Source organism: Listeria sp. MAN/IMW/UF464 (assembly GCF_058683955.1).
The window spans coordinates 968582-987658 of record NZ_JBZWZP010000001.1 but is presented as its reverse complement, the minus strand read 5'-3'; the positions used below and the strand labels follow the sequence as shown (position 1 = coordinate 987658).

At 36.4% G+C, this 19077-nt stretch carries 24 protein-coding genes; 19 read left to right on the top strand and 5 right to left on the bottom strand.

Features of this window, described 5'->3' with window-relative positions; genetic code table 11:
- Nucleotides 1-118 precede the first annotated feature (118 nt).
- The gene (locus tag AC4PG0_RS05030; RefSeq protein ID WP_492167381.1) at nt 119-2608 is read left to right on the top strand and encodes a LapB repeat-containing protein; all 2490 of its coding nucleotides are present in this window, start codon (nt 119-121) and stop codon (nt 2606-2608) included.
- Nucleotides 2609-2660: 52 nt separating this feature from the next.
- Here AC4PG0_RS05030 and AC4PG0_RS05025 read toward each other — a convergent pair whose 3' ends face one another.
- The 3 genes from AC4PG0_RS05025 to AC4PG0_RS05015 form a co-directional block, all read right to left on the bottom strand.
- Nucleotides 2661-2969 carry a carboxymuconolactone decarboxylase family protein gene (locus AC4PG0_RS05025; protein ID WP_492167382.1) on the bottom strand — a complete coding sequence of 103 codons (309 nt, stop codon included), beginning with the start codon at nt 2967-2969 and terminating at the stop codon, nt 2661-2663.
- 62 nt (nt 2970-3031) lie between these two features.
- On the bottom strand, nt 3032-3847 hold the full coding sequence (gene pdxK, locus AC4PG0_RS05020) for a pyridoxine/pyridoxal/pyridoxamine kinase (protein WP_003724405.1): 816 nt from the start codon (nt 3845-3847) through the stop codon (nt 3032-3034).
- A 25-nt stretch (nt 3848-3872) separates the two neighbouring features.
- Nucleotides 3873-4739, bottom strand: a complete 867-nt coding sequence (locus AC4PG0_RS05015) for a Cof-type HAD-IIB family hydrolase (RefSeq protein WP_003770854.1) — start codon at nt 4737-4739, stop codon at nt 3873-3875.
- 173 nt (nt 4740-4912) lie between these two features.
- On the opposite strand from AC4PG0_RS05015, the gene AC4PG0_RS05010 reads away from it, so the two are divergent.
- From AC4PG0_RS05010 to AC4PG0_RS04950, 13 genes are all read left to right on the top strand, one after another.
- Nucleotides 4913-5476, top strand: a complete 564-nt coding sequence (locus AC4PG0_RS05010; protein WP_003760901.1) for a maltose acetyltransferase domain-containing protein — start codon at nt 4913-4915, stop codon at nt 5474-5476.
- Nucleotides 5473-5736: a DUF5327 family protein gene (locus AC4PG0_RS05005; RefSeq protein ID WP_185543757.1), complete on the top strand. Its 264-nt coding sequence runs from the start codon at nt 5473-5475 to the stop codon at nt 5734-5736. The genes AC4PG0_RS05010 and AC4PG0_RS05005 overlap by 4 nt, the downstream gene beginning before the upstream one ends.
- Before the next feature lie 9 nt (nt 5737-5745).
- Nucleotides 5746-6123 (top strand): DUF423 domain-containing protein, encoded by a 378-nt coding sequence (locus tag AC4PG0_RS05000; protein ID WP_003760904.1) that lies wholly within the window; start codon nt 5746-5748, stop codon nt 6121-6123.
- A gap of 113 nt (nt 6124-6236) precedes the next feature.
- Nucleotides 6237-7172, top strand: coding sequence for an ABC transporter ATP-binding protein (locus AC4PG0_RS04995; protein ID WP_010990548.1), 936 nt, complete (start codon nt 6237-6239; stop codon nt 7170-7172).
- Nucleotides 7165-7935 (top strand): ABC transporter permease, encoded by a 771-nt coding sequence (locus AC4PG0_RS04990; protein WP_003760909.1) that lies wholly within the window; start codon nt 7165-7167, stop codon nt 7933-7935. The genes AC4PG0_RS04995 and AC4PG0_RS04990 overlap by 8 nt, the downstream gene beginning before the upstream one ends.
- A gap of 259 nt (nt 7936-8194) precedes the next feature.
- Entirely contained in the window at nt 8195-9079 is an 885-nt protein-coding gene (locus AC4PG0_RS04985; RefSeq protein ID WP_003760912.1) for an SDR family oxidoreductase, read from the top strand.
- A 17-nt stretch (nt 9080-9096) separates the two neighbouring features.
- Complete coding sequence (locus AC4PG0_RS04980) at nt 9097-9273, top strand: DUF2188 domain-containing protein (protein ID WP_003724412.1); 177 nt, start codon at nt 9097-9099, stop codon at nt 9271-9273.
- 123 nt (nt 9274-9396) lie between these two features.
- Nucleotides 9397-10005, top strand: coding sequence for a hypothetical protein (locus AC4PG0_RS04975; RefSeq protein ID WP_492167383.1), 609 nt, complete (start codon nt 9397-9399; stop codon nt 10003-10005).
- A 792-nt stretch (nt 10006-10797) separates the two neighbouring features.
- Nucleotides 10798-11679 (top strand): hypothetical protein, encoded by an 882-nt coding sequence (locus AC4PG0_RS04970; RefSeq protein WP_010990552.1) that lies wholly within the window; start codon nt 10798-10800, stop codon nt 11677-11679.
- A gap of 35 nt (nt 11680-11714) precedes the next feature.
- Complete coding sequence (locus AC4PG0_RS04965) at nt 11715-12143, top strand: hypothetical protein (protein ID WP_003760916.1); 429 nt, start codon at nt 11715-11717, stop codon at nt 12141-12143.
- 19 nt (nt 12144-12162) lie between these two features.
- Nucleotides 12163-12534, top strand: a complete 372-nt coding sequence (locus AC4PG0_RS04960) for a hypothetical protein (RefSeq protein WP_194319990.1) — start codon at nt 12163-12165, stop codon at nt 12532-12534.
- 788 nt (nt 12535-13322) lie between these two features.
- The gene (locus tag AC4PG0_RS04955) at nt 13323-13733 is read left to right on the top strand and encodes a DUF805 domain-containing protein (RefSeq protein WP_003760920.1); all 411 of its coding nucleotides are present in this window, start codon (nt 13323-13325) and stop codon (nt 13731-13733) included.
- Nucleotides 13734-13876: 143 nt separating this feature from the next.
- Nucleotides 13877-14299, top strand: a complete 423-nt coding sequence (locus AC4PG0_RS04950) for a DUF805 domain-containing protein (protein WP_267667591.1) — start codon at nt 13877-13879, stop codon at nt 14297-14299.
- Nucleotides 14300-14339: 40 nt separating this feature from the next.
- Here AC4PG0_RS04950 and AC4PG0_RS04945 read toward each other — a convergent pair whose 3' ends face one another.
- Together AC4PG0_RS04945 and mogR are read right to left on the bottom strand one after the other, a co-directional pair.
- On the bottom strand, nt 14340-14549 hold the full coding sequence (locus tag AC4PG0_RS04945; RefSeq protein WP_003721793.1) for a lmo0673 family protein: 210 nt from the start codon (nt 14547-14549) through the stop codon (nt 14340-14342).
- A gap of 20 nt (nt 14550-14569) precedes the next feature.
- Complete coding sequence (gene mogR, locus AC4PG0_RS04940) at nt 14570-15490, bottom strand: motility genes transcriptional repressor MogR (protein WP_492167384.1); 921 nt, start codon at nt 15488-15490, stop codon at nt 14570-14572.
- Between the two features lie 370 nt (nt 15491-15860).
- Here mogR and AC4PG0_RS04935 point away from each other — a divergent pair, with 370 nt between their 5' ends.
- Genes AC4PG0_RS04935 through flhB form a run of 5 tightly spaced genes read left to right on the top strand, consistent with a single transcriptional unit; the run spans nt 15861 to nt 19046 of the window.
- The gene (locus AC4PG0_RS04935; protein ID WP_241425238.1) at nt 15861-16175 is read left to right on the top strand and encodes a flagellar motor switch protein FliN; all 315 of its coding nucleotides are present in this window, start codon (nt 15861-15863) and stop codon (nt 16173-16175) included.
- Nucleotides 16168-16935 (top strand): flagellar type III secretion system pore protein FliP, encoded by a 768-nt coding sequence (locus AC4PG0_RS04930; protein ID WP_003760928.1) that lies wholly within the window; start codon nt 16168-16170, stop codon nt 16933-16935. Before AC4PG0_RS04935 ends, AC4PG0_RS04930 begins: the two co-directional genes overlap by 8 nt.
- A gap of 12 nt (nt 16936-16947) precedes the next feature.
- Nucleotides 16948-17220, top strand: a complete 273-nt coding sequence (locus tag AC4PG0_RS04925; RefSeq protein WP_003718817.1) for a flagellar biosynthetic protein FliQ — start codon at nt 16948-16950, stop codon at nt 17218-17220.
- Between the two features lie 2 nt (nt 17221-17222).
- Entirely contained in the window at nt 17223-17984 is a 762-nt protein-coding gene (locus AC4PG0_RS04920) for a flagellar biosynthetic protein FliR (RefSeq protein WP_492167385.1), read from the top strand.
- Nucleotides 17985-17999: 15 nt separating this feature from the next.
- Nucleotides 18000-19046 carry a flagellar type III secretion system protein FlhB gene (gene flhB, locus AC4PG0_RS04915; RefSeq protein WP_003770881.1) on the top strand — a complete coding sequence of 349 codons (1047 nt, stop codon included), beginning with the start codon at nt 18000-18002 and terminating at the stop codon, nt 19044-19046.
- The last annotated feature ends 31 nt before the right edge of the window (nt 19047-19077 follow it).

The window sequence follows — 19077 nt, the reverse complement described above, 5'->3', positions numbered from 1 at the left end:
TTAATGGACTGAAACGGGCAGCATTATAGGTATAATTGTTCTTAGTTAGATACAAGGATACGCAAGAAAACGGGGGAAATTGAGGCAGATAAACCATACTACAAAGGAGGAGATGTATTTGAAGAAAATTTTACATATTATTATCGCGCTTAGTGTAATTTGTTCGATAATTTTAGTGCCAGTGGATTGGTCCGTAAAAGCAGACGGTAATAATAAGAGAGATGATCTCATTAAATCTGTCGGTTTTTATAAATCAGATGGTCAAAACGTAATGGCGAAGGAAAACTATAATGAAAAGCTCAATTATTTTTTAGAGGTAGCTTTTGGAGGGAATTCTTTCCAAAAAGGGGACTACTTTAATATTACTTTATCATCTGATACTTTACTCTATACAGAGAAAGCCTATGATTTGAAAGTGGATGTTGACCCAACAGCGGTAACTAACGAACAAGTAGTTGGTAAGGTTACTGTAGAAAAAATTAATGGCTCGCCCACATTGCACTTTGTTTTTACAGAAGATTCAGAGTCCTTTTTTATGAAAAATTTTGATGCGAATTTTAAAATACAGGTGATGCCGGCTCATGGCGATAAAAACGTTATTAACCTTTCTTACAGTGGAGCTGCGAAAAATTTTAAAAATATTGGGACGAGCAGTGTAGAATTGAACGTAAATATGGCAAGTGACTGGCCACCAGTTGGAATAAAAGATTTTACTAAAAAAAGCGGTGATTTATACCATGCGATTTTAGTATATGAAAAGCCTAGTAGCAAAGTGAATTACGAAACAGAAATTTTAGTATCGTATCCGCTTTTTGAAAAACGCATTCCGCTTGGAAATGTGCAAAATATTAAAATTGAAGTTTGGGACGAAGCGAAGGAGATTTATAGAATTGGTGTTGCAGGGGTGGATTACGGAACGATTACATACGATGTTGGAACTCCATTTGTAGGCGGTCCTATTTTCCAAATGAATTGTACTATTCCGTTCAAAGGTATTTCTACTAAAACTCGTGTTAGTTTCGATATTGATACGAATGTGGACGGGAAACCTGGAACAACAGATCCATACTTGGTTAGTCTTTCTTCTGTATCATCGGCTACAAAGTCATTAGAATTCTATCCAGTGAATAATGCTGATACGAAAATGACAGCTGCTTTTTTTGGGAAAGTAACGACGCGTTTTGAGGATGAGTTAGGCAATCCGGTTACTTTTAATGATTATAGTACGGTAACAACACCGGGAAAAGTCAATCAAGATGGTAAATTTGAAATAGCGGAACCTTTTTTACATAATTCCGTGCAAAACGTGGATAAACATGCCTATGATTCCCTTTTGAATACTAATAAATATAAATTATTAGAGGTAACTTCTCCTAATAAACTATCTGAAACAGCGGATAATTTAAGTATTCAAATAAAGCAAGGCTACCAAAATGATGTTCTATACAAAATAAAAGCACTCCAAAAACCTGTCATTAGCGCACTTCCTGAAATCGAATATAGTAAAACAGTGAACCGGACAATGGAAGAGTTTTTGGAAGATGTGGAAGCAAAAACAGATATTCCAGCTGATATAAAATGTGATTTAACGAATGTGAAATGGGGTGTTCCGGGCGACTATCCAGTTCTTATTACCGCGGTAAATGAGGATAATCAAGCAGCAGACCCAGTTCCTGTAACGATTAAGATTTCCAAAAATCCCGCACCGGTTATAACGGTAGACCCAGAAATAACCTATGATAAAACAGTGACGAAAGATGAGAGCACATTACTAAATGAAGTAAATGCGCGAACAAATGATGGTTCGACGATTACTTCTAATATAAACGACAAAGTAAAATGGGGCGTGCCAGGCGATTATGAAGTTACGTTGAATGCGGTAAATGAAGACGGCATAGCAGCGGAAGCGAAAACATTTATCGTTCGTATTTTAAAAAGTCCAGCGCCAATAATCACTGTGGATCCCGAAATAACGTACCCGAAAACAGTAACTAAAACGGAAGCTGAACTCCTTCAAGCAGTAAATGCGCAAACAAATGATGGTTCACCGCTTGTTTCTGATATGAATGATAAAGTAAAATGGGGTGTGCCAGGCGATTATGAAGTTACGTTGAACGCGGTAAATGAAGACGGCGTGGCAGCGGAAGCGAAAACATTTATCGTCCGTATTTTAAAAAGTCCAGCGCCAATTATCACTGTGGATCCAGAAGTAACCTATGATTCCACGATAATTAAAAATGAGACAGAGCTATTAAAAGAAGTCCGCGCAAAGACTAATGATAACTCAGCTATTACTTCCGATGCTCCAGATAAAGTGAAATGGCAAACGCCGGGAAGCTATACTGTGACACTGAATGCGGTAAATGAAGATGGCATCCCAGCTGATCCAGTAAAGTTTATCGTGCATATTGTAGAAGCGAAAAAAGCGCCAATTGTTATAGAAGAAAATCCAGCTGATACGCCTACTAAGCCTAGTAAGCAAAAAACCAAAGAGAAAATTGTTATCAAGAAAATAACGAAACTTCCAAGGACAGGGGATACACAATCGAAAGCTATCTTAGGTGGGGTTCTTTGTTTGGGAGCATGGTTCTTATTTAGAAAGAAATAGCAAGAACAAAAAAACTTAAGTGAATTCACTTAAGTTTTTTTGGAGTAATTTATTAAATTTTATCATATGCTTCCAAGGCAACTGGCAGGGCGCTTATAACAGTATTTCCTACAGCCGGTAAACCAACGAGAATGGCGCTAATAATCTCATCACGCGTCGCACCGTTTGTTTTTGCCATTTTCACATGGAAAGGGAGCCCGCTTTCGAGGCGAGTGGCGGCCATAACGGCAATATAAGCTAGTTCTTCTGTTTTTTTATCGAGCTTGCTTGCGGCATCTAACTTATGTACGGTTTCCATCCAGGCAGAGTGTACTTCGGGAGCTTCTTTTGCAAATACCTCAAATGATTTACTTACTTTCATCGAACTCATCTCCTAACTTTTATTATAATAAAAAACCGCCCAAACAATGGACGGTTTTTGTATTATCTATTTTCGGCTTTATTATAAGCACCATGCCAAACAGGACCGATGAATTCGTTTAGGGCAAATCCACCTTTGATAGCTGCTGTGACAAAGTCTTTTGCTTTTGCGACAGCTTCTTCAACCGTTAAACCTTTTGCAAGTCCAGCTGTGATAGCGGCTGCGAAAGTACAACCCGCGCCGTGATTGTGGCTTGGAGAGATTTTTTCTACTTCATAGATAGTAAATTCTTTGCCATCATAAAGTAGGTCGATTGCTTTGTCGCTTTCTAGGGCTTTTCCGCCTTTGATAACTACGTATTTAGCACCTAATTCGATGATTTTTTTCGCTGCTTTTTTCATATCATCTAATGTAGTTAATTTGCCAAGACCGGATAATTGGCCTGCTTCGAATAGGTTTGGTGTTGTGATTGTTGCTTTTGGAAGCAGTAGGTCGCGGATAGCTTCGGCGTTTTCTGGTTGGATTAATTCGTCTTCGCCTTTACAAACCATAACTGGGTCGATTACGACATTTTTTAAATCATATTTATCGATGGCTTCACGAGTTGCTTTAATGATGTCGATTGAACCAAGCATTCCTGTTTTCATTGCGTCAACAGGGCCGCCAGAAAGGATTGTTTTTAGTTGTTCACGAACAAGTTGCGCATCAATTGGAGTAACGCCGTGCGCCCAGTTGTTGTCTGGATCCATTGTAACAATAGTTGTGATTGCGCTAAAACCATAAGTGCCGTATTCTTCAAACGTTTTTAAGTCTGCTTGTAAGCCAGCTCCACCACTTGAATCAGATCCTGCAATAGTTAATGTTTTTTTGATTGTCATTAGTGTTTCCTCCTAAAAATAAACTTTAGTCATTTGTTTCTAACATTTTATAAATGGCTGCTGCAACTCCGTGTTCATCATTGGAAAGTGTTACATGTTCTGCTAATTCTTTGACTTCTTCTTCGCCGTTACCCATGGCTACACTATAACCAGCCATTTTTAACATCGAAATATCATTCATATTATCTCCAATTGCAAAAGTTTCATCAAGTGTAACGCCTAATTTTTCTACATAATATTGTAAAGAAATACCTTTTTGTGCTTCGCGGTGCGTGATTTCAATATTATCGGAAAAAGAAGATGTTACAGATAGTTCGGATTCTTTTTCTAATTTTTGTTTCGCTTTTGCAAGAATGTCTTTATCAGAAGAGAAGGAAATAAATTTAAGAATCGTTAAATCTTTATTGCCTAAAATACGTTCTACATCAGGAATTTCGTGTACGTCTTTTGATTCAAAGCGTTCTTCTACTTTATCCATAATAGTTTCTGCTGGAACGTCTGGGTGGATACGTTTGTGCATTTCAATCATAAATTCTTTGCCACGAGCTTTATCTGTTGTGATCGGACCCATGTCAGTGAAGAATTCTGTATACATTCCAAGTTCTGTCAAGGTATTGTAAGTGTTGCGCGCTAAGTTTCTATCAATCGGATGTTGCAAAATAATTTTGCCGTGTTCATCGCGAATTTCCGCACCGTTCATACAAATAGCTGGTGCATATAAATTAGCTTTATTAATTAACCCCATTGCATCGTCATACATACGCCCAGTACAAAGAACGAAATGAATTCCTTTGGCGCGGGCTTTTTCGATTGCCTCGACGTTTTCTTGTGCAATCTCGATATCAGAGTTAAGTAATGTGCCATCCATGTCTGAAGCAATAACTTTAATCATAATATTAAATTCCTCCCCAATTTTACCTACCTCACTAGAATATCATTTTTTTAAGAAAAATGCACAAAAGGTAGCTGCGCGTAGTTTTTTGGGAGATGCGATTACTTTACTATATTTCTGTCTTTCATTTGGTTATAATGGATAAGAATAAAACGTGGATTGGATGTGTCAGGATGAAGACAGAACTAGAAAAGATGATTGCAGGAGAAATGTATAATCCTAGCGACAGAGAACTTGTACACGGAAGAAGTCGTGCGCGTAAGTTCTGCAGAGAGATTAACGATACAATGGATTCTGAGTCTCGTAAAAGCGTGCTTAAGCGTCTATTCGGCGGAACAAAAGAAAATGTTTACGTCGAACCAGATTTTCGCGTAGATTATGGTTCTAATATTTATGTTGGCGAAAATTTCTACGCTAATTTTGATTGTGTGATTTTAGACGTTTGTGAAGTACATATTGGTGATAATTGTATGATGGCGCCAGGTGTTCATATTTATACGGCAACGCATCCCCTTGATCCAGTAGAACGTAATAGTGGGCTAGAGCTTGGTAAACCAGTTGAAATTGGCGATAATGTTTGGATTGGCGGTCGGGCAATTATTAATCCGGGCGTGAAACTTGGAAATAATGTCGTGGTTGCTTCAGGCGCAGTTGTAACGAAAAGCTTCCCCGATAATGTCGTCGTTGCCGGTAACCCAGCGCGCGTTATTAAAACAATTGAGGTTGAGGAAAAATGATTATTGCAGATTCAAAGATTTTTGAACAAATGGAAAGTGAATTAGCGAAAGCACGAGCAGCAACAACAAAAGCAAGTCAAGATAAGCATTTGCATGGCTTGATGCTTCTTGTTCAACTTGCAAAAACGGGCGACGAAAGAAGCGAAGAAGTGACGAATGTCTCAATTCCAACTTCTGAACCAGCTCAAATCACAAGTATGGACGGGAAGAAAATAGAGTTAGAAGACGGCGCGAATGGAGACTCGTTGCTTGATTTTTAGGGGGTAACTATGAAGAAAACAATTATTACTGGAGCCATTTTGGCTGGGTTAGCAGTTTTACTTGGAGCTTTTGGGGCGCATGCTTTAAAAGACGTACTTGGAAGTTATGCAAGTACTTGGGAAACCGGCGTTCAGTATCAAATGTTTCACGCAGTTGGCATTTTAATCGTTGGGATATTAATGGAAAAACAAGCTAGCCGGCTTTACGCTTGGGCAGCAATTTTATTTTCAATCGGAATTGTCTTTTTCTCGGGTAGTTTATATGTGTTAAGTATTTCCAAAGTATCCATTTTAGGTGCGATTACGCCTATCGGTGGCGTTTGCTTTGTCGTCGGTTGGTTCTTGCTAATTTTAGGGGTATCAAGAAGAACGATGAGCAGATATTAATTAAAAAATGATCGTCTTTTCGCACTATTTTACGTGGAAGACGATTGTTTTTTCTTATTAGCGAATAAGTGCTAAAATAAAGGAATCATAATTTATAAGGAGACAGCAATTACATGACTTATGCACTTGAAATAAAAGGGTTAAGAAAAATTTATTCCACTGGAGTCGAAGCGTTACGCGGTGTTGATTTAACGGTAGAAGAAGGGGACTTTTATGCACTGCTTGGTCCTAATGGTGCCGGAAAATCCACGACTATCGGCATTATCACCTCACTTGTCAATAAAACATCAGGTGAAGTGAGCGTTTTTGGCTATGATTTAGATACAGATATTGTTCGGGCAAAACAGCAAATCGGTCTTGTGCCGCAAGAATTCAACTTCAATCCATTCGAAACGGTTCAGCAAATCGTTGTTAACCAAGCTGGATACTACGGTGTTTCTCGTAAGGAAGCCATTAAACGTAGTGAGAAATATTTAAAGCAATCGAATTTGTGGGAGAAACGGAATGAACGTGCGCGGATGCTTTCAGGTGGGATGAAACGTCGCTTGATGATTGCACGTGCTCTCATGCATGAACCGAAGTTGCTCATTTTAGATGAACCAACTGCTGGAGTGGATATTGAGCTTAGACGTGAGATGTGGACGTTTTTAAGAGAGTTGAATGAAAGTGGTACGACGATTATTTTGACGACGCATTATTTAGAAGAAGCGGAGATGCTTTGTCGTAATATCGGTATTATTCAATCTGGGGAGTTGATTGAAAATACCAGCATGAAATCACTACTTTCTAAATTACAGTTTGAAACGTTTATTTTTGATTTAGAACCGTATGAGGGAACTTTCGAAATTACGGGCTATAATCATGTTTTTGAAGATAAACAAACGTTATCTGTTGAGGTCGAACGAAATCAAGGGGTCAATCATATCTTTGAACAATTAAGCGAACACGGCATTAAAGTGCTTTCGATGCGTAATAAATCGAATCGCCTGGAAGAACTATTTTTGAAAATTACAGAAGAAAAACATCAAGTGGGGGAGAAACATGTTTAATCTATATTTTACAGCGTTAAAAAGTTTAGCGGCGAAAGAAACCAACCGCTATATGCGGATTTGGGTGCAGACACTTGTGCCGCCAGTCATTACAACTTCGCTTTACTTTATTATTTTTGGGAAAATGATTGGTAGTCGGATTGGTGATATGAACGGTTTCTCCTATATGGAGTATATCGTTCCTGGGCTGATTATGATGTCTGTTATTACGAGTTCTTACGCCAACGTATCGTCTTCCTTTTTCTCGCAGAAGTTTCAGAAAAATATTGAAGAAATTCTTGTTGCGCCAGTGCCAACACATATTATTATTTGGGGCTTTTTGATTGGTGGGATTGGTAGAAGTGTTTTAGTTGGAGCACTTGTTACGCTTATTTCGATGGTGTTTGTGCCGATTCACATTCATTCTTGGACGATTGGTATTATTACCTTTTTAATGACAGCAATTTTATTTTCACTTGCGGGACTTATTAATGGGATTTTCGCTAGATCATTTGACGATGTATCCATTGTTCCAACTTTTGTATTACAACCGTTAACGTATCTAGGTGGCGTATTTTACGCGATTTCGATGTTACCGCCAATCTGGCAAGCGATTTCTAAAGTGAACCCGATTGTCTATATGATTTCCGGATTCCGCTATGGTTTCCTAGGCGTTACAGATGTACCAGTAGTAATTTCTTTATCCATTCTTGTTGTATTTAGTGTCGTTCTGTACTCGATTTGTTGGTATTTAATCAATAAAGGACGAGGACTCAGAAGTTAATAGAAATTTTTTAAAGAGAGAGCAGGTTTCCGTTCTCTTTTTTTTTCATGTTTACTACAATTCTTTTTCAATTTGATGTTAAACGTTTTAGCGTAAAACAGGAGGGAAAACATAAAGTAATGGGGGGAATGAAAATGGGAAATAAAAAAGTGAAGCGAAAACTTAGCGCTAATATATGGTGGATACTAATATTGGCCATTTTAATAATTTTCGTAGCCTATCTAGTAATGGGTTACGTTGCAAAAATATAGGAGGTTTTATGATGAATAAAGAAAATCCATTAAACAAATACCATACGGGAAAATTTGAAAAACAACGGCAAGATTATCCAGGTCTTCAAAGTAAAATGACACCTGTGCCAGATACGGGCGAATCAAGTTATCAAGGTGCGAACAAATTAACCGGAAAAAAAGCCTTTGTAACAGGGGGCGACTCGGGAATTGGTCGAGCTGCGGTTATTGCCTACGCTAGAGAAGGTGCTGATGTCGCGATAAATTATCATCCGGATGAAGAAGTAGATGCACAGGAAGTTAAAGCGATTGTTGAGGAAGCTGGACAGAAATGCGTCTTACTACCAGGTGATTTACGAAAAGAAGGTTTAGCGAAAGAGTTAGTGAAAAAAGCATATAACGAGTTAGGTGGACTAGATATTCTAGTGCTAAATGCTGGACTACAACAATATCAATTAGATATTCAAAAACTTCCAGCTGAACAATTACGTGACACATTTGAAGTGAATGTTTTCTCTGTTGTGTTCGCAATTCAAGAAGCACTTAATTACTTAAAAGCAGGAGCAAGTATCATTTTAACGTCCTCCATTCAAGGCGTTAAACCAAGCGCTCATCTCGTTGACTATGCAATGACAAAAAGTAGTTTGATTTCATTAACGAAAAGTTTAGCTGCTCAACTAGGTGAAAAAGGAATTCGCATTAATGCAGTTGCACCAGGTCCAATTTGGACGGCGCTACAAATTTCTGGGGGACAACCACAAGATAGTATTCCAGAATTTGGTCAAGATCAGCCACTTGGACGAGCAGGCCAACCAGCGGAACTTGCGAGCGCTTATGTACTTCTAGCCTCAGATGAAGCAAGTTATACGACGGGCCAAGTATACGGAATTACTGGCGGTGCTCCTATTAATTAAAAGCGAGGTGAGAGGTCGTGCCGTGGACAAAAAATGATTATCCTGATTCGTGGAAAAATCTAAGAAAGACCGAACGCGAAAAGGCAATTGAAATCGGCAACGCGCTATTAAAAGATGGCTACTCAGAAAGCCGCGCCATCCCAATTGCCACTTCAAAAGCAGAAGAATGGTATAAAAATCATAAGGAATCGTAATGTTAAACTAAAAAAACACTTGAAACGCTAGGCTTTAAGTCTACTGTTTCAAGTGTTTTAATTTTGATAAAAGAAGTGTACTATTTAAATTAAGAGAGATGATGACAACGAGGAGGAACTTTTATGAATAAAAGAAGATGGATTTTCAGCACTGTGGTTGCAGCTTTCCTATTGATTATCGGAGGATATTTAATTTATCAACAGATGAAACCAAAACCGTTCACCGAAGTAGTGGCAGAAGCTAAAATTGGTGGTTATGAGAGTGGGGATGAACTAGAAAACGCGAGTAATGTCATCGTAACAGGTCAACTAGAAAAGCGTGGAGAATCAATAATAGAGCGAGCTTCAGATGATGCTGTGATAGGTGTATATAGAATGTCCACTTTTAAAATAGCTCAAGTTTTAAAAAATGAGACGGATGACAATTTAGGAAAAGAAATGATAATACCTATTTTTGAAAATGAAGGTTACGATGCCGAAACGAATACGACATACCATATCGCTGGTTATACAAAAATGGATAAAGAAGAAAAATACCTGTTGCTGTTGCAAAAAGATTCAGAAGATGACTATTATGTCCCGACAGCAGTTATTTTCGGAAAAATAAATCTTGATCCTAATAAAAGAAATGAATTATTTCCTAAAAACAGCGACACAGAAGCAGCGGTCAATCAAGTACAAGCCGAAGTTTTAAAAAATCTTGAAAATGAAATCGAGCGAGAAGACAAATAATTTTGTTCTGTTGCATTTTAGTTAAATTCGTCATCTAATTTTAATACAAAAAAAGGGTTTGGATTGGGTGAGATGGGTATTATATAACCATAAGCAATGACAATGCCATTACTTTTTCTCCCTTTTTTGTAGTGGATTGTCTTTACTTACCTTAAACTCCCTTTTATACTTTTAGCGGTTGTTAGCAGCCACTAGGAGTATTTTTTTTGTAAATATATTTGCTATGTTGAGGGGCAGAAAAGTGTAGTAGATAAAATCTTCTCAGAATTGAGTGGAATAAAGAACTAAAAGTACATTGAACACGAATAGAAAAACGGAATATTAATCTAAATACTATTTACAAAGAATATATGGAACACTTAAGCTTTAAGAATTGCTAACAAATTAATAAGAACTAGTAATAAAAACACCTCGGACAAGGGAAAGTTCGAGGTGTTTTTGCATTTACTAATATTTGTAAATGCCACTGGAAATTCAAGTAAACAAAACATATGGGTGTTTGGGAAATCACCACTTCAAAAATATATCATTGCTTGAATCTAATGGGCTGCAATGTAGTATAAATCACACACTAAAAGAACCTTAACGGAATCAATAATAAATACGTTTTATTCCAAAATGTACTAGACATAAAATGTATTTCTGTATTTCTTGCAGTGTATCATTTATAACACTAAATAATAACCAATCATAAATACCATGTTACTATGCGTTTGTGCATAATTCATTACAAAATAAGTAGGTTCTATTCTACAAGTAAAAGCAAAATAAACTAGAGAGCGAGGGGAAAAGATGAAGAAATGGTTGTTTGTTTTTTTATGTGTTTGTTTTCTTAGCCAATGTTTAAGCAGAACAGTATTTGCGGAAGAGTCTGATCAAAAGATTGCCTATTTATACCAAAAAGGGATAGCAGAGGGAAAGATAGCGAGTAAACAATATCCTTATGATGCGTTTAAAGAAAATTATGAAACAAACCAGGTTACCTATTCAGCACTGAAAGATGAATTTAATACAAGTGATTCTTATGACGAATGGTTTTCTGAAAGTTATAATTATGGTGCTTTTCCTGATGGAGAGGGGCATGCGAATTCTGAGTTGAAAATAGAACAACGAAGTACTACTTCTAACGGAAACAGGTTGAAAGCAGCAATCCAAAAAGGAGACATACTAATAGTTGGTGGTGGAGTCGGGCATGCAGCAATTGCAACAACTGATAATTATATTTTAGAAATGTCTGGGAGCCAAAATTTTGCAAGTTGGTTCATAGGTGGGATTTCAAATAATAACCACCAATTCACTAAACAAAACTGGATTTTTGGTACATCCAATGAACAAGGTGCTTCATCTGCTCCACACATTGCGAAATGGATTCAATTATGGCGAATGCCAAACCAAGCGATGGCTAAGCAGTGTGCAGACTATGCAGACGCCAAATTTTGGAGTAGTACACATAGTTATACTAAAAATCGCCATATTACTTATAGGCTTACTTCTGGAACACTCACAACGGATCCTAATTACTGCTCGAAAATGGTATTCCAATCCTTTTACTTTGGAAGCGGATCTGCAAATGTAATACAAGGATTTTCTGCGGCTTTAACAAGTATTCTTCCAAACGCTTTACCTAATCTATTTACGAATAATTTTAAACCTTATAAAGTTGGAACCTATTAAATATCATAGGTAAATAATTGGAAAGAGTGATAAAAATGAACAAAAATATAGGAAGAACTACAGAGTTTTGTTTAGGCTTATGTGGGGGGATATTTGGAATTTTAGCGGCAACTACTATGTTGGGATTTACGATACCAGATATAGGTGATATAGATTTTAGTTATTGGTTGTTATCCATTTTATTAACGAGCATATTTTCCATTTCTGGAGTAGTAGGTTCTTTGTTTGTTCGTAAGCACCATCTACTTGGAGGTGTTTTAATGCTCGGTGCTGCAATCGGTGGAGTACTGTCACAAAATATGTTTTTTATTATGTATTTAGCTTTTCCACTCCTCTTGATTGGTGGATTAGTAGCACTTATTCGAGGGGGAGAGTTTTTAAAACTATTTAGTATGTGGTGGTTTTATATCGTTTTAGCATTATCTATCTTTGTTCCACTTTTACTTTTCCGGGGATATTACTGAGAAGTGGAGGAAAGAAAATATGAATAAAAGATATTATACTGCTCTAATGGTTTTATCGTGTTTTAATATTCTCTGGTTGTTGTCATTTATTTTCGCTACAGGTAGGGGGATTGGCATTAAACTAGATGATAATCAATTACCGGGCTATATAATTATTGGTTTATGTTTGTGTATACTTACTTATGCGTATTTTGTAAATCGCATACAGCTTCGTAAAATAATGATTGCTAGTTTAGCCTTATTAGACGCTTTGTTTATGTTTCTAGCATGGGAGAACCAAAACATAATTAATTTTAATGAGGGAATGTTTGTATTTATTATTCCTATCTATTTTTTGTTATTTATATGTATTTTTTGCATAATTGATTTTTATTTAAGTTTAAAGAGGTGATTTAAGTTTGAGTAATTTTAACATACTGGGAACATTGATGTTAATAGCTGTTTTAACTTTTTAGTCCTTTTTCCACTCAATAAAAGAATATATGTTTAAAAAAATGTACTATTAGATGAAGGCTATTTTTAGTTGTGGAACATGCGATGTTACAGAGGTTAGAGGTACACAGTTGAGGAAATAAATGGGTTTATTATAGCAAGTGAATACTTAAAATATTTTGAAATAAAACAGTGCTTTTGTTAGTGAGCCTTTTTTATGCAAAAGAAGAAAAGAAAACAACTTAGTAAAAGATAGTAATAAAAACACCTCAAACAAGGGAAAGTTTGAGGTGTTCGGCATTTACTGATATTTATAAATGCTACTGGGGATTTTCTAAGTGAACAAAGATATGGATGTTTGGGAAAGCATCCACTTTCAGAATTTATCACAGATAGGGGCATTTAAATTGCAATGTAGTATAAATCATACAATAAAAGACGTTCTTATAAAAACGGCGTTCATATATACATACCACTAATTACTTTGAAAGATTAAATTGTATCTATTTTTTAATTAATTTTTAGGAACTACGAGAAGCTTTATAATTTAAAAGCGTTTTATTCGTGGATTTTTAAGAAATGGATTTTTGGCCATTAGTGAGTTTTAAGACCTGTGTCATTAGTCCTAATTTTGTTTGTGAGTTGAAATGTGTCTATTTTATGAATCTTTTAATTTTAACCTTGTGTAAAATACAAGTGGCATATATCCTTAATGCTATAACTAAATTTAATTACACAGGGGGAAACATGGGGTTTTTAGAAGCTTATAAGTCATTTTGGAAGAATTATGTGAATTTTAGTGGTCGTGCACCAGGTTCTGCATATTGGTATGTAGTGGTTTGGAACCTGATGATTATTGTACCTCTTCGTGTTATGGCAGCTATTTTTGGCGCTTCATCAATGATAGATGGGGTTGGCTTTGCTGGAATCGTAGTTATGTTCTTTCTTGTTGGTCTACGGTGGTTGTACTGGTTGGCTACTATAGTCCCACTAACGAGCCTTATTGTAAGACGACTACATGACACTGGGAAAAGTGGCTATCTTGCTTTCCTTGCTTTAATTCCAGTCGTTGGATCCATTATTATTATAATATTTATGTGTTTTGAAAGTGATGGACCAAACCAATATGGAGATGTCTATCATAAATCAGAGGTTTAAAAGAAAAACGAGCTAAAACTAACACTTAACTTTTTTATAGATTTATATGTGGATTTTATGAATATTTATATGAAAAGTTTATTTAAGTAAGTGCGGACGTATATTCTTAGAAGAACAGTAAATTTTTATACATAGGAGGAAATATGGGATTTTTAGAAGCTTATAAGTCATTTTGGAAAAATTACGTGAACTTTAGTGGGCGAGCTCCGCGGTCAGCGTATTGGTATGTAGTACTTTGGAATGTTATTATTTTTGCAGTATTATACTTTTTAGCTTTTGTTTTTGGCATTTCTATATTTATGGAAAGTGCTCTTGGGGGAACTGGTATTGCGAGTAGTGGTGGGGCGCTCTTTATGATGGTTCTTGTATTGCTATATTTACTAGCAGTATTACTTCCGACAATTAGCCTGATGGTTCGGCGTTTACATGATTCAGGGAAAAGTGGTTTATACTTATTGCTTGATTTAATTCCGTTTGTTGGTAGCGTTATTATGCTTGTCTTTATGTGTCTTGAAAGTGATGGACCAAACCAATACGGTGATTTAGATAGTGAATTTGATATTTAAATATTAAAAACGAGCTAGAAATTAATTCTAGCTCGTTTTTTTAATGGATTCCTTCGCTTACAAGGAACCAATTCACTTGATTTGTATTAATAAAGTAAGTTAAGTCGTATTTCGTTAACTCGATACATTTTTCGTTAAAAAGGTTTTTTAGGTCTGCTTTGGATAATTCGTGGATGCTGATGTTATTAATTTTTGCGTCGTCATCTAGACGAATTGATTCACCATTTACTGTATAAATCTCGATATACATCGTAACACCCCTTTCATAACTTACATTTGCTTATAATTTTCTTTGAAAACACCTAGTTGGTTAAGTGTTACAACGAGTTGCTGACTGAAAAGTGGCAGCGCTTGGATTTGGTCTAAGTCGCTTGCATAAGCAAAATCAGCTACTTGTAATACCAGTGTATGGAACGAGTCGGTCATTGTTTCGTTTTGTTGTTTTAAGTAGGAGTTTTCTTGTTCCAACTCTTGATATTTTGTTTGAAGATCTTGATATTTTTTGTCGAGTTCTTCTTTTTGTACTGCAAGGGAAGAGAGTGAGTAGATGCTTTTAAGTAAGTCATATACGTTATTTTCTTCACCTTGATTTTCACTTAAAAGTTGAACATTGCTTTTGACGCCGGAAAGTAGGTCAACTAGATTTTTTTCGCGTGATTTGTCGTAGCTGATTTGTTCTTTGATGGAGGTTGGCGCTTTAAATTCAGCTGGAACAACTTTTCCGAAAATGTTGGTTTTTTCTTTTTTAGTATTCTTTTGTGTTTTTCTTTTTCTCCCTGGCTTGTTTTTCGGAATATCTTCTACTTGGATAAGCTCTTTTTTTAGTTTGTAATAGGTGTTTTGTAGTTGGCTTGGTGTCTTTGGAAAAATCCGCAAGTCGTTTAGGCTAAGCATTTCAGAAATATCAAGGACCTTCATATCTTCTAAAATAGCAATTTGGTAACATGCAGAAAGTAGTTCTAATTCGATTTTTAACCAACTAATATTGGAATGCATATATTTTTCGATTCCACCGTGTTCTTCAACGGCTTGATAAAATTCAGTGAGTAATTGGTAGATTTCTTCGGCAGTTTGTTCGTTAATGCCAGCTTCTGAAGCCATTTTTTTAATTTCAGTAGCAGATGAATTCCCCGGCTCATCTACTTGATTTTTGATTTCTTGAAGTAATTTTCTTATTTCTGATTTAGGCATACAATCACATACCTCTCTATCCTATAGTATTATTGATTTTCTGTTTATTTTTATAATAACAATATATGTTAGTTGTGTAAAGGGAACGCGAGTAGGTCAAAAGGATTGGGTATGAAGAACCTTTTTTTAAGTTAAATAGAAAAATATAAATCGAATAATGAGAAGTTTTCCTTTGATACAGCTGTTACGCTGGCTGTTTTTTATTTTTACACACAATTTCATTTTTTAAAAAAAGTATAGATTTTTTCTGGATTTGGTGTAAAATTTTATATTGCAGTTACAAAAAACACTTTATTGATATATATTTTGAAAAAATGATTTATTTTTGTAATCTGATGAAGGGAGTGAAAGGTGAATTTACCTTACTTGAATGGAATATTTTTTATCACTTTTAAAAATTATTGTACTTTTAGCAGTACTTGCTGGAATTTCTTATTTTTTAGTTAAGAAAAATAAGCAAGCGAATCGCACGAGAAAAAGCGAAAATGACCTAATAAAGTTGAAAGACACTCTCTTAATCTCTCATCAGTTACGTGCAGTTCTTCTGGAGACAGACGGGGAAAAGGTGCTGGCTATTATTTCTAACAATGATATTCGAACGGTGTCATTAAAAGGAAATAATATCCAAAATGAGGCACTTTTCCGAGAATTACTTTTGAAAGAGGAGACTAAGGAAAATGCGTAAAATAGCTTCTAGACGAGTATTTCAAGTATCTTTTGTTGTTATTTTTGCAATTTCATTGGTTTTCTTTTGGCCCGGCGTGAATGTTCATGCGGAGAGTTGGCTTGATTCTCTTGGTGTAAATGGGACAGACGGGGTTAATTCTAGTGTTGCCCTCTTTGTTTTAGTCACGGTTCTTTCGTTGTCTGCATCGATTGTATTAATGTTCACACACTTTACTTACTGTATTATTGTCCTCGGCTTAACGCGGCAAGGGCTTGGTGCAACTAACTTACCGCCCAATCAAGTGCTTGTAGGGCTGGCGTTATTTTTATCTTTGTTTATGATGCAACCTTTAATTACAGCTTGGTATGACGATGTATATAAACCCTCGCAAAAAGAAGAGTGGAGTGCGTCAAAAGTTTGGGACGAAACACAACCACTTCTAACAAAATATGTTGCAGAAAATACATATAAGCATGATATTAACATGATGTTGAAAGCAGAAGGAGAAGACCCGGTTACAAAAAAAGAAGATGCACCTCTTATGGCCTTAATGCCTGCTTTTATTTTGACACAGATTACCCAAGGATTTTTAACTGGGATGTTTATATACTTGGCGTTTATTTTTATAGATTTAATTGTTAGTACGCTACTGATGTATCTTGGGATGATGATGGTGCCGCCGATGACCATTAGCTTACCGTTTAAGATTCTTGTTTTTATTTTCATTGGCGGATACGGACTGATTACCAACATGATTTTTCAAACAATTCACTTTTAAGGGAGTAGCAAAATGAATTTAACGCCGATTACGCAAATTTTTCAAGATTTTTTCTATAGTGGGCTGGCGCTTATTTTGCCGGTGTCGCTCATTTGTATCGTGGTCGTGATTGTGGTAGCGATTTTGATGGCGATGATGCAAATTCAAGACCAATCGCTGACGTTTTTACCGAAGATTATTGCTTTTGTAGTGGCGCTCTTTATTCTTGGACCGTGGATGTTTGAACACATGACGGATTTATTTGTAGGAATCTTTTCCAAATTACCCCTGATGATTAGGGTGTAAACATGGAGTTTGAATTTTTCCTTGCTGTAGTGATTGTTTTCAGCCGAGTTGCCAGTTTTTTATTTTTCTTTCCGCTTTTAAAAGGACGTAACATTCCGAACAGTGTCAAAGTTGTTTTTGGGATGGCGATCTCTATTCCAGTTGCGACAGGGGTCGATGTTTCTGGTATTACGACATTACCTGATTTGCTACTCCGGGTAACGTCTGAAGTGGTATTTGGATTAGCACTGGCGAAATTGGTGGAAATTATTGCGGTAATTCCAAAAATGGCCGGTTTTATGATTGATTATGATTTAGGATTTTCGCAAGTAAACTTGATTGATCCTTCTTACGGGACGCAAAACTCGATTACTGCTGCGATTTTAGATACTTTCTTTGTCGTAATATTCTTGTCGCTTCAAGGCATGGATTACTTAATTTATTACTTAATGAAATCGTTTGAATTTACGGCTTCGGTTTCGATTTTATTTGAAAAAGGGTTTATTGATTTGCTGCTCGGGACGCTTGGTTTTGCGCTCGCATCAGCGGTTTCGATTGCACTTCCGATTATGGGTAGTATTTTTATCGTTAATATTATTCTTGCTTTTATCTCTAAGAGCGCTCCGCAAATCAATATTTTTATGAATGCGTTTATTATAAAAATTACTTTTGGGATTTTCATCCTTACGTGCGCAGTTCCTATCTTGAGTACAGTTTTTAAAAATTTGACAGATGAGATGATTCAACAATATGTGTCGTTTTTTGATTATTTACTGAAAAAATAGGGAGGAGAAAAAAGCTTGGCGAAGGATAATAAGACGGAAAAAGCAACGCCGCGCCGCATTAAGAAAGCTCGAAACGAAGGTAATGTGGCGAAAAGTAAAGAACTTAATAATGCTTTTTCACTGCTGATTGTAGCTGGGCTTCTTTATTTTTTTGGAGAAATGTTTATTAAAAACACGATCCAAGCATTTGTTGCTCTTTTAAAACAGCCGCCGAAGCTTGCTAGCATGGAAAGTTATAGTTTGTTTTATTTAATGGAATTTGGCAAAGTGCTAATGCCTGTCATGGTGATGGTAGTTATTTTCGGTTTAATGAACTACGGGGTGCAGGTCGGGATCTTGTTTTCCGCAAAGGCTGTGAAACCTCAGTTCAAACGACTGAATCCGGCGAACTATTTTAAGCGTGTGTTTAGTGTGAAGGGGATTGTCGAGGTTGTTAAAGCATTACTTTTAATCACATTACTTTCTTATGTGGCTTACATTGGCTTTCGGGATCACTTAGATACACTCATTAGTTACACTGGACAAAATTGGCTCTACTCACTCAGTCAAATTTTCGCTTTATTCAAAAATGAATTTCTAGCTTTATTCCTAGTAATCGCAGTAATTGGGCTGCTCGACTTCTTTTACCAACGCTACGATTATAAAAAAGGTTTGCGGATGTCAAAGCAAGAAATTAAAGATGAAATGAAGGATTCGGAAGGGCGCCCGGAAGTGAAGCAACGCCAACGAAGCATTGCACGGGGACTTCTCCAAGGTTCGATTACGAAAAAAATGGCGGACGCAACTTTTGTCGTTAATAATCCGACGCATATCTCGGTCGTGATGCGCTATGACAAAACAAAAGACCATGCGCCGAAATTGCTCGTTAAAGGGGAAGATGAGCTGGCACTGTTTATAAGACAGGTGGCGGATACGGACGGGGTACCGATGATTACGAATAGACAACTGGCGCGAAGTATTTACTATACGACGAATCCAGATGAATACATACAAGAAGATTTATATAAAGATGTTATTGAAGTGATGAAAGAATTGATGGACGCAGACAAAATCAAGTTCTAACAACATATGAGCGACCTTTCTAAACTTAGAA

Bases quoted from the DNA above. Each gene is read 5' to 3' on its own strand.
- AC4PG0_RS04970 (WP_010990552.1), top strand. From the start codon at position 10,798: ATGAAGAAATGGTTGTTTGTTTTTTTATGTGTTTGTTTTCTTAGCCAA.
- AC4PG0_RS05000 (WP_003760904.1), top strand. From the start codon at position 5,746: ATGAAGAAAACAATTATTACTGGAGCCATTTTGGCTGGGTTAGCAGTT.
- AC4PG0_RS04960 (WP_194319990.1), top strand. From the start codon at position 12,163: ATGAATAAAAGATATTATACTGCTCTAATGGTTTTATCGTGTTTTAAT.
- AC4PG0_RS04920 (WP_492167385.1), top strand. From the start codon at position 17,223: ATGGAGTTTGAATTTTTCCTTGCTGTAGTGATTGTTTTCAGCCGAGTT.
- AC4PG0_RS04995 (WP_010990548.1), top strand. From the start codon at position 6,237: ATGACTTATGCACTTGAAATAAAAGGGTTAAGAAAAATTTATTCCACT.
- AC4PG0_RS04990 (WP_003760909.1), top strand. From the start codon at position 7,165: ATGTTTAATCTATATTTTACAGCGTTAAAAAGTTTAGCGGCGAAAGAA.
- pdxK (WP_003724405.1), bottom strand. From the start codon at position 3,847: ATGACAATCAAAAAAACATTAACTATTGCAGGATCTGATTCAAGTGGT.
- AC4PG0_RS05015 (WP_003770854.1), bottom strand. From the start codon at position 4,739: ATGATTAAAGTTATTGCTTCAGACATGGATGGCACATTACTTAACTCT.
- AC4PG0_RS05010 (WP_003760901.1), top strand. From the start codon at position 4,913: ATGAAGACAGAACTAGAAAAGATGATTGCAGGAGAAATGTATAATCCT.
- AC4PG0_RS04945 (WP_003721793.1), bottom strand. From the start codon at position 14,549: ATGTATATCGAGATTTATACAGTAAATGGTGAATCAATTCGTCTAGAT.
- AC4PG0_RS04930 (WP_003760928.1), top strand. From the start codon at position 16,168: ATGCGTAAAATAGCTTCTAGACGAGTATTTCAAGTATCTTTTGTTGTT.
- AC4PG0_RS04965 (WP_003760916.1), top strand. From the start codon at position 11,715: ATGAACAAAAATATAGGAAGAACTACAGAGTTTTGTTTAGGCTTATGT.
- AC4PG0_RS04975 (WP_492167383.1), top strand. From the start codon at position 9,397: ATGAATAAAAGAAGATGGATTTTCAGCACTGTGGTTGCAGCTTTCCTA.
- AC4PG0_RS04985 (WP_003760912.1), top strand. From the start codon at position 8,195: ATGATGAATAAAGAAAATCCATTAAACAAATACCATACGGGAAAATTT.
- AC4PG0_RS04950 (WP_267667591.1), top strand. From the start codon at position 13,877: ATGGGATTTTTAGAAGCTTATAAGTCATTTTGGAAAAATTACGTGAAC.
- AC4PG0_RS05025 (WP_492167382.1), bottom strand. From the start codon at position 2,969: ATGAAAGTAAGTAAATCATTTGAGGTATTTGCAAAAGAAGCTCCCGAA.
- AC4PG0_RS04935 (WP_241425238.1), top strand. From the start codon at position 15,861: ATGGAATATTTTTTATCACTTTTAAAAATTATTGTACTTTTAGCAGTA.
- mogR (WP_492167384.1), bottom strand. From the start codon at position 15,490: ATGCCTAAATCAGAAATAAGAAAATTACTTCAAGAAATCAAAAATCAA.
- AC4PG0_RS04955 (WP_003760920.1), top strand. From the start codon at position 13,323: ATGGGGTTTTTAGAAGCTTATAAGTCATTTTGGAAGAATTATGTGAAT.
- AC4PG0_RS05005 (WP_185543757.1), top strand. From the start codon at position 5,473: ATGATTATTGCAGATTCAAAGATTTTTGAACAAATGGAAAGTGAATTA.
- AC4PG0_RS04925 (WP_003718817.1), top strand. From the start codon at position 16,948: ATGAATTTAACGCCGATTACGCAAATTTTTCAAGATTTTTTCTATAGT.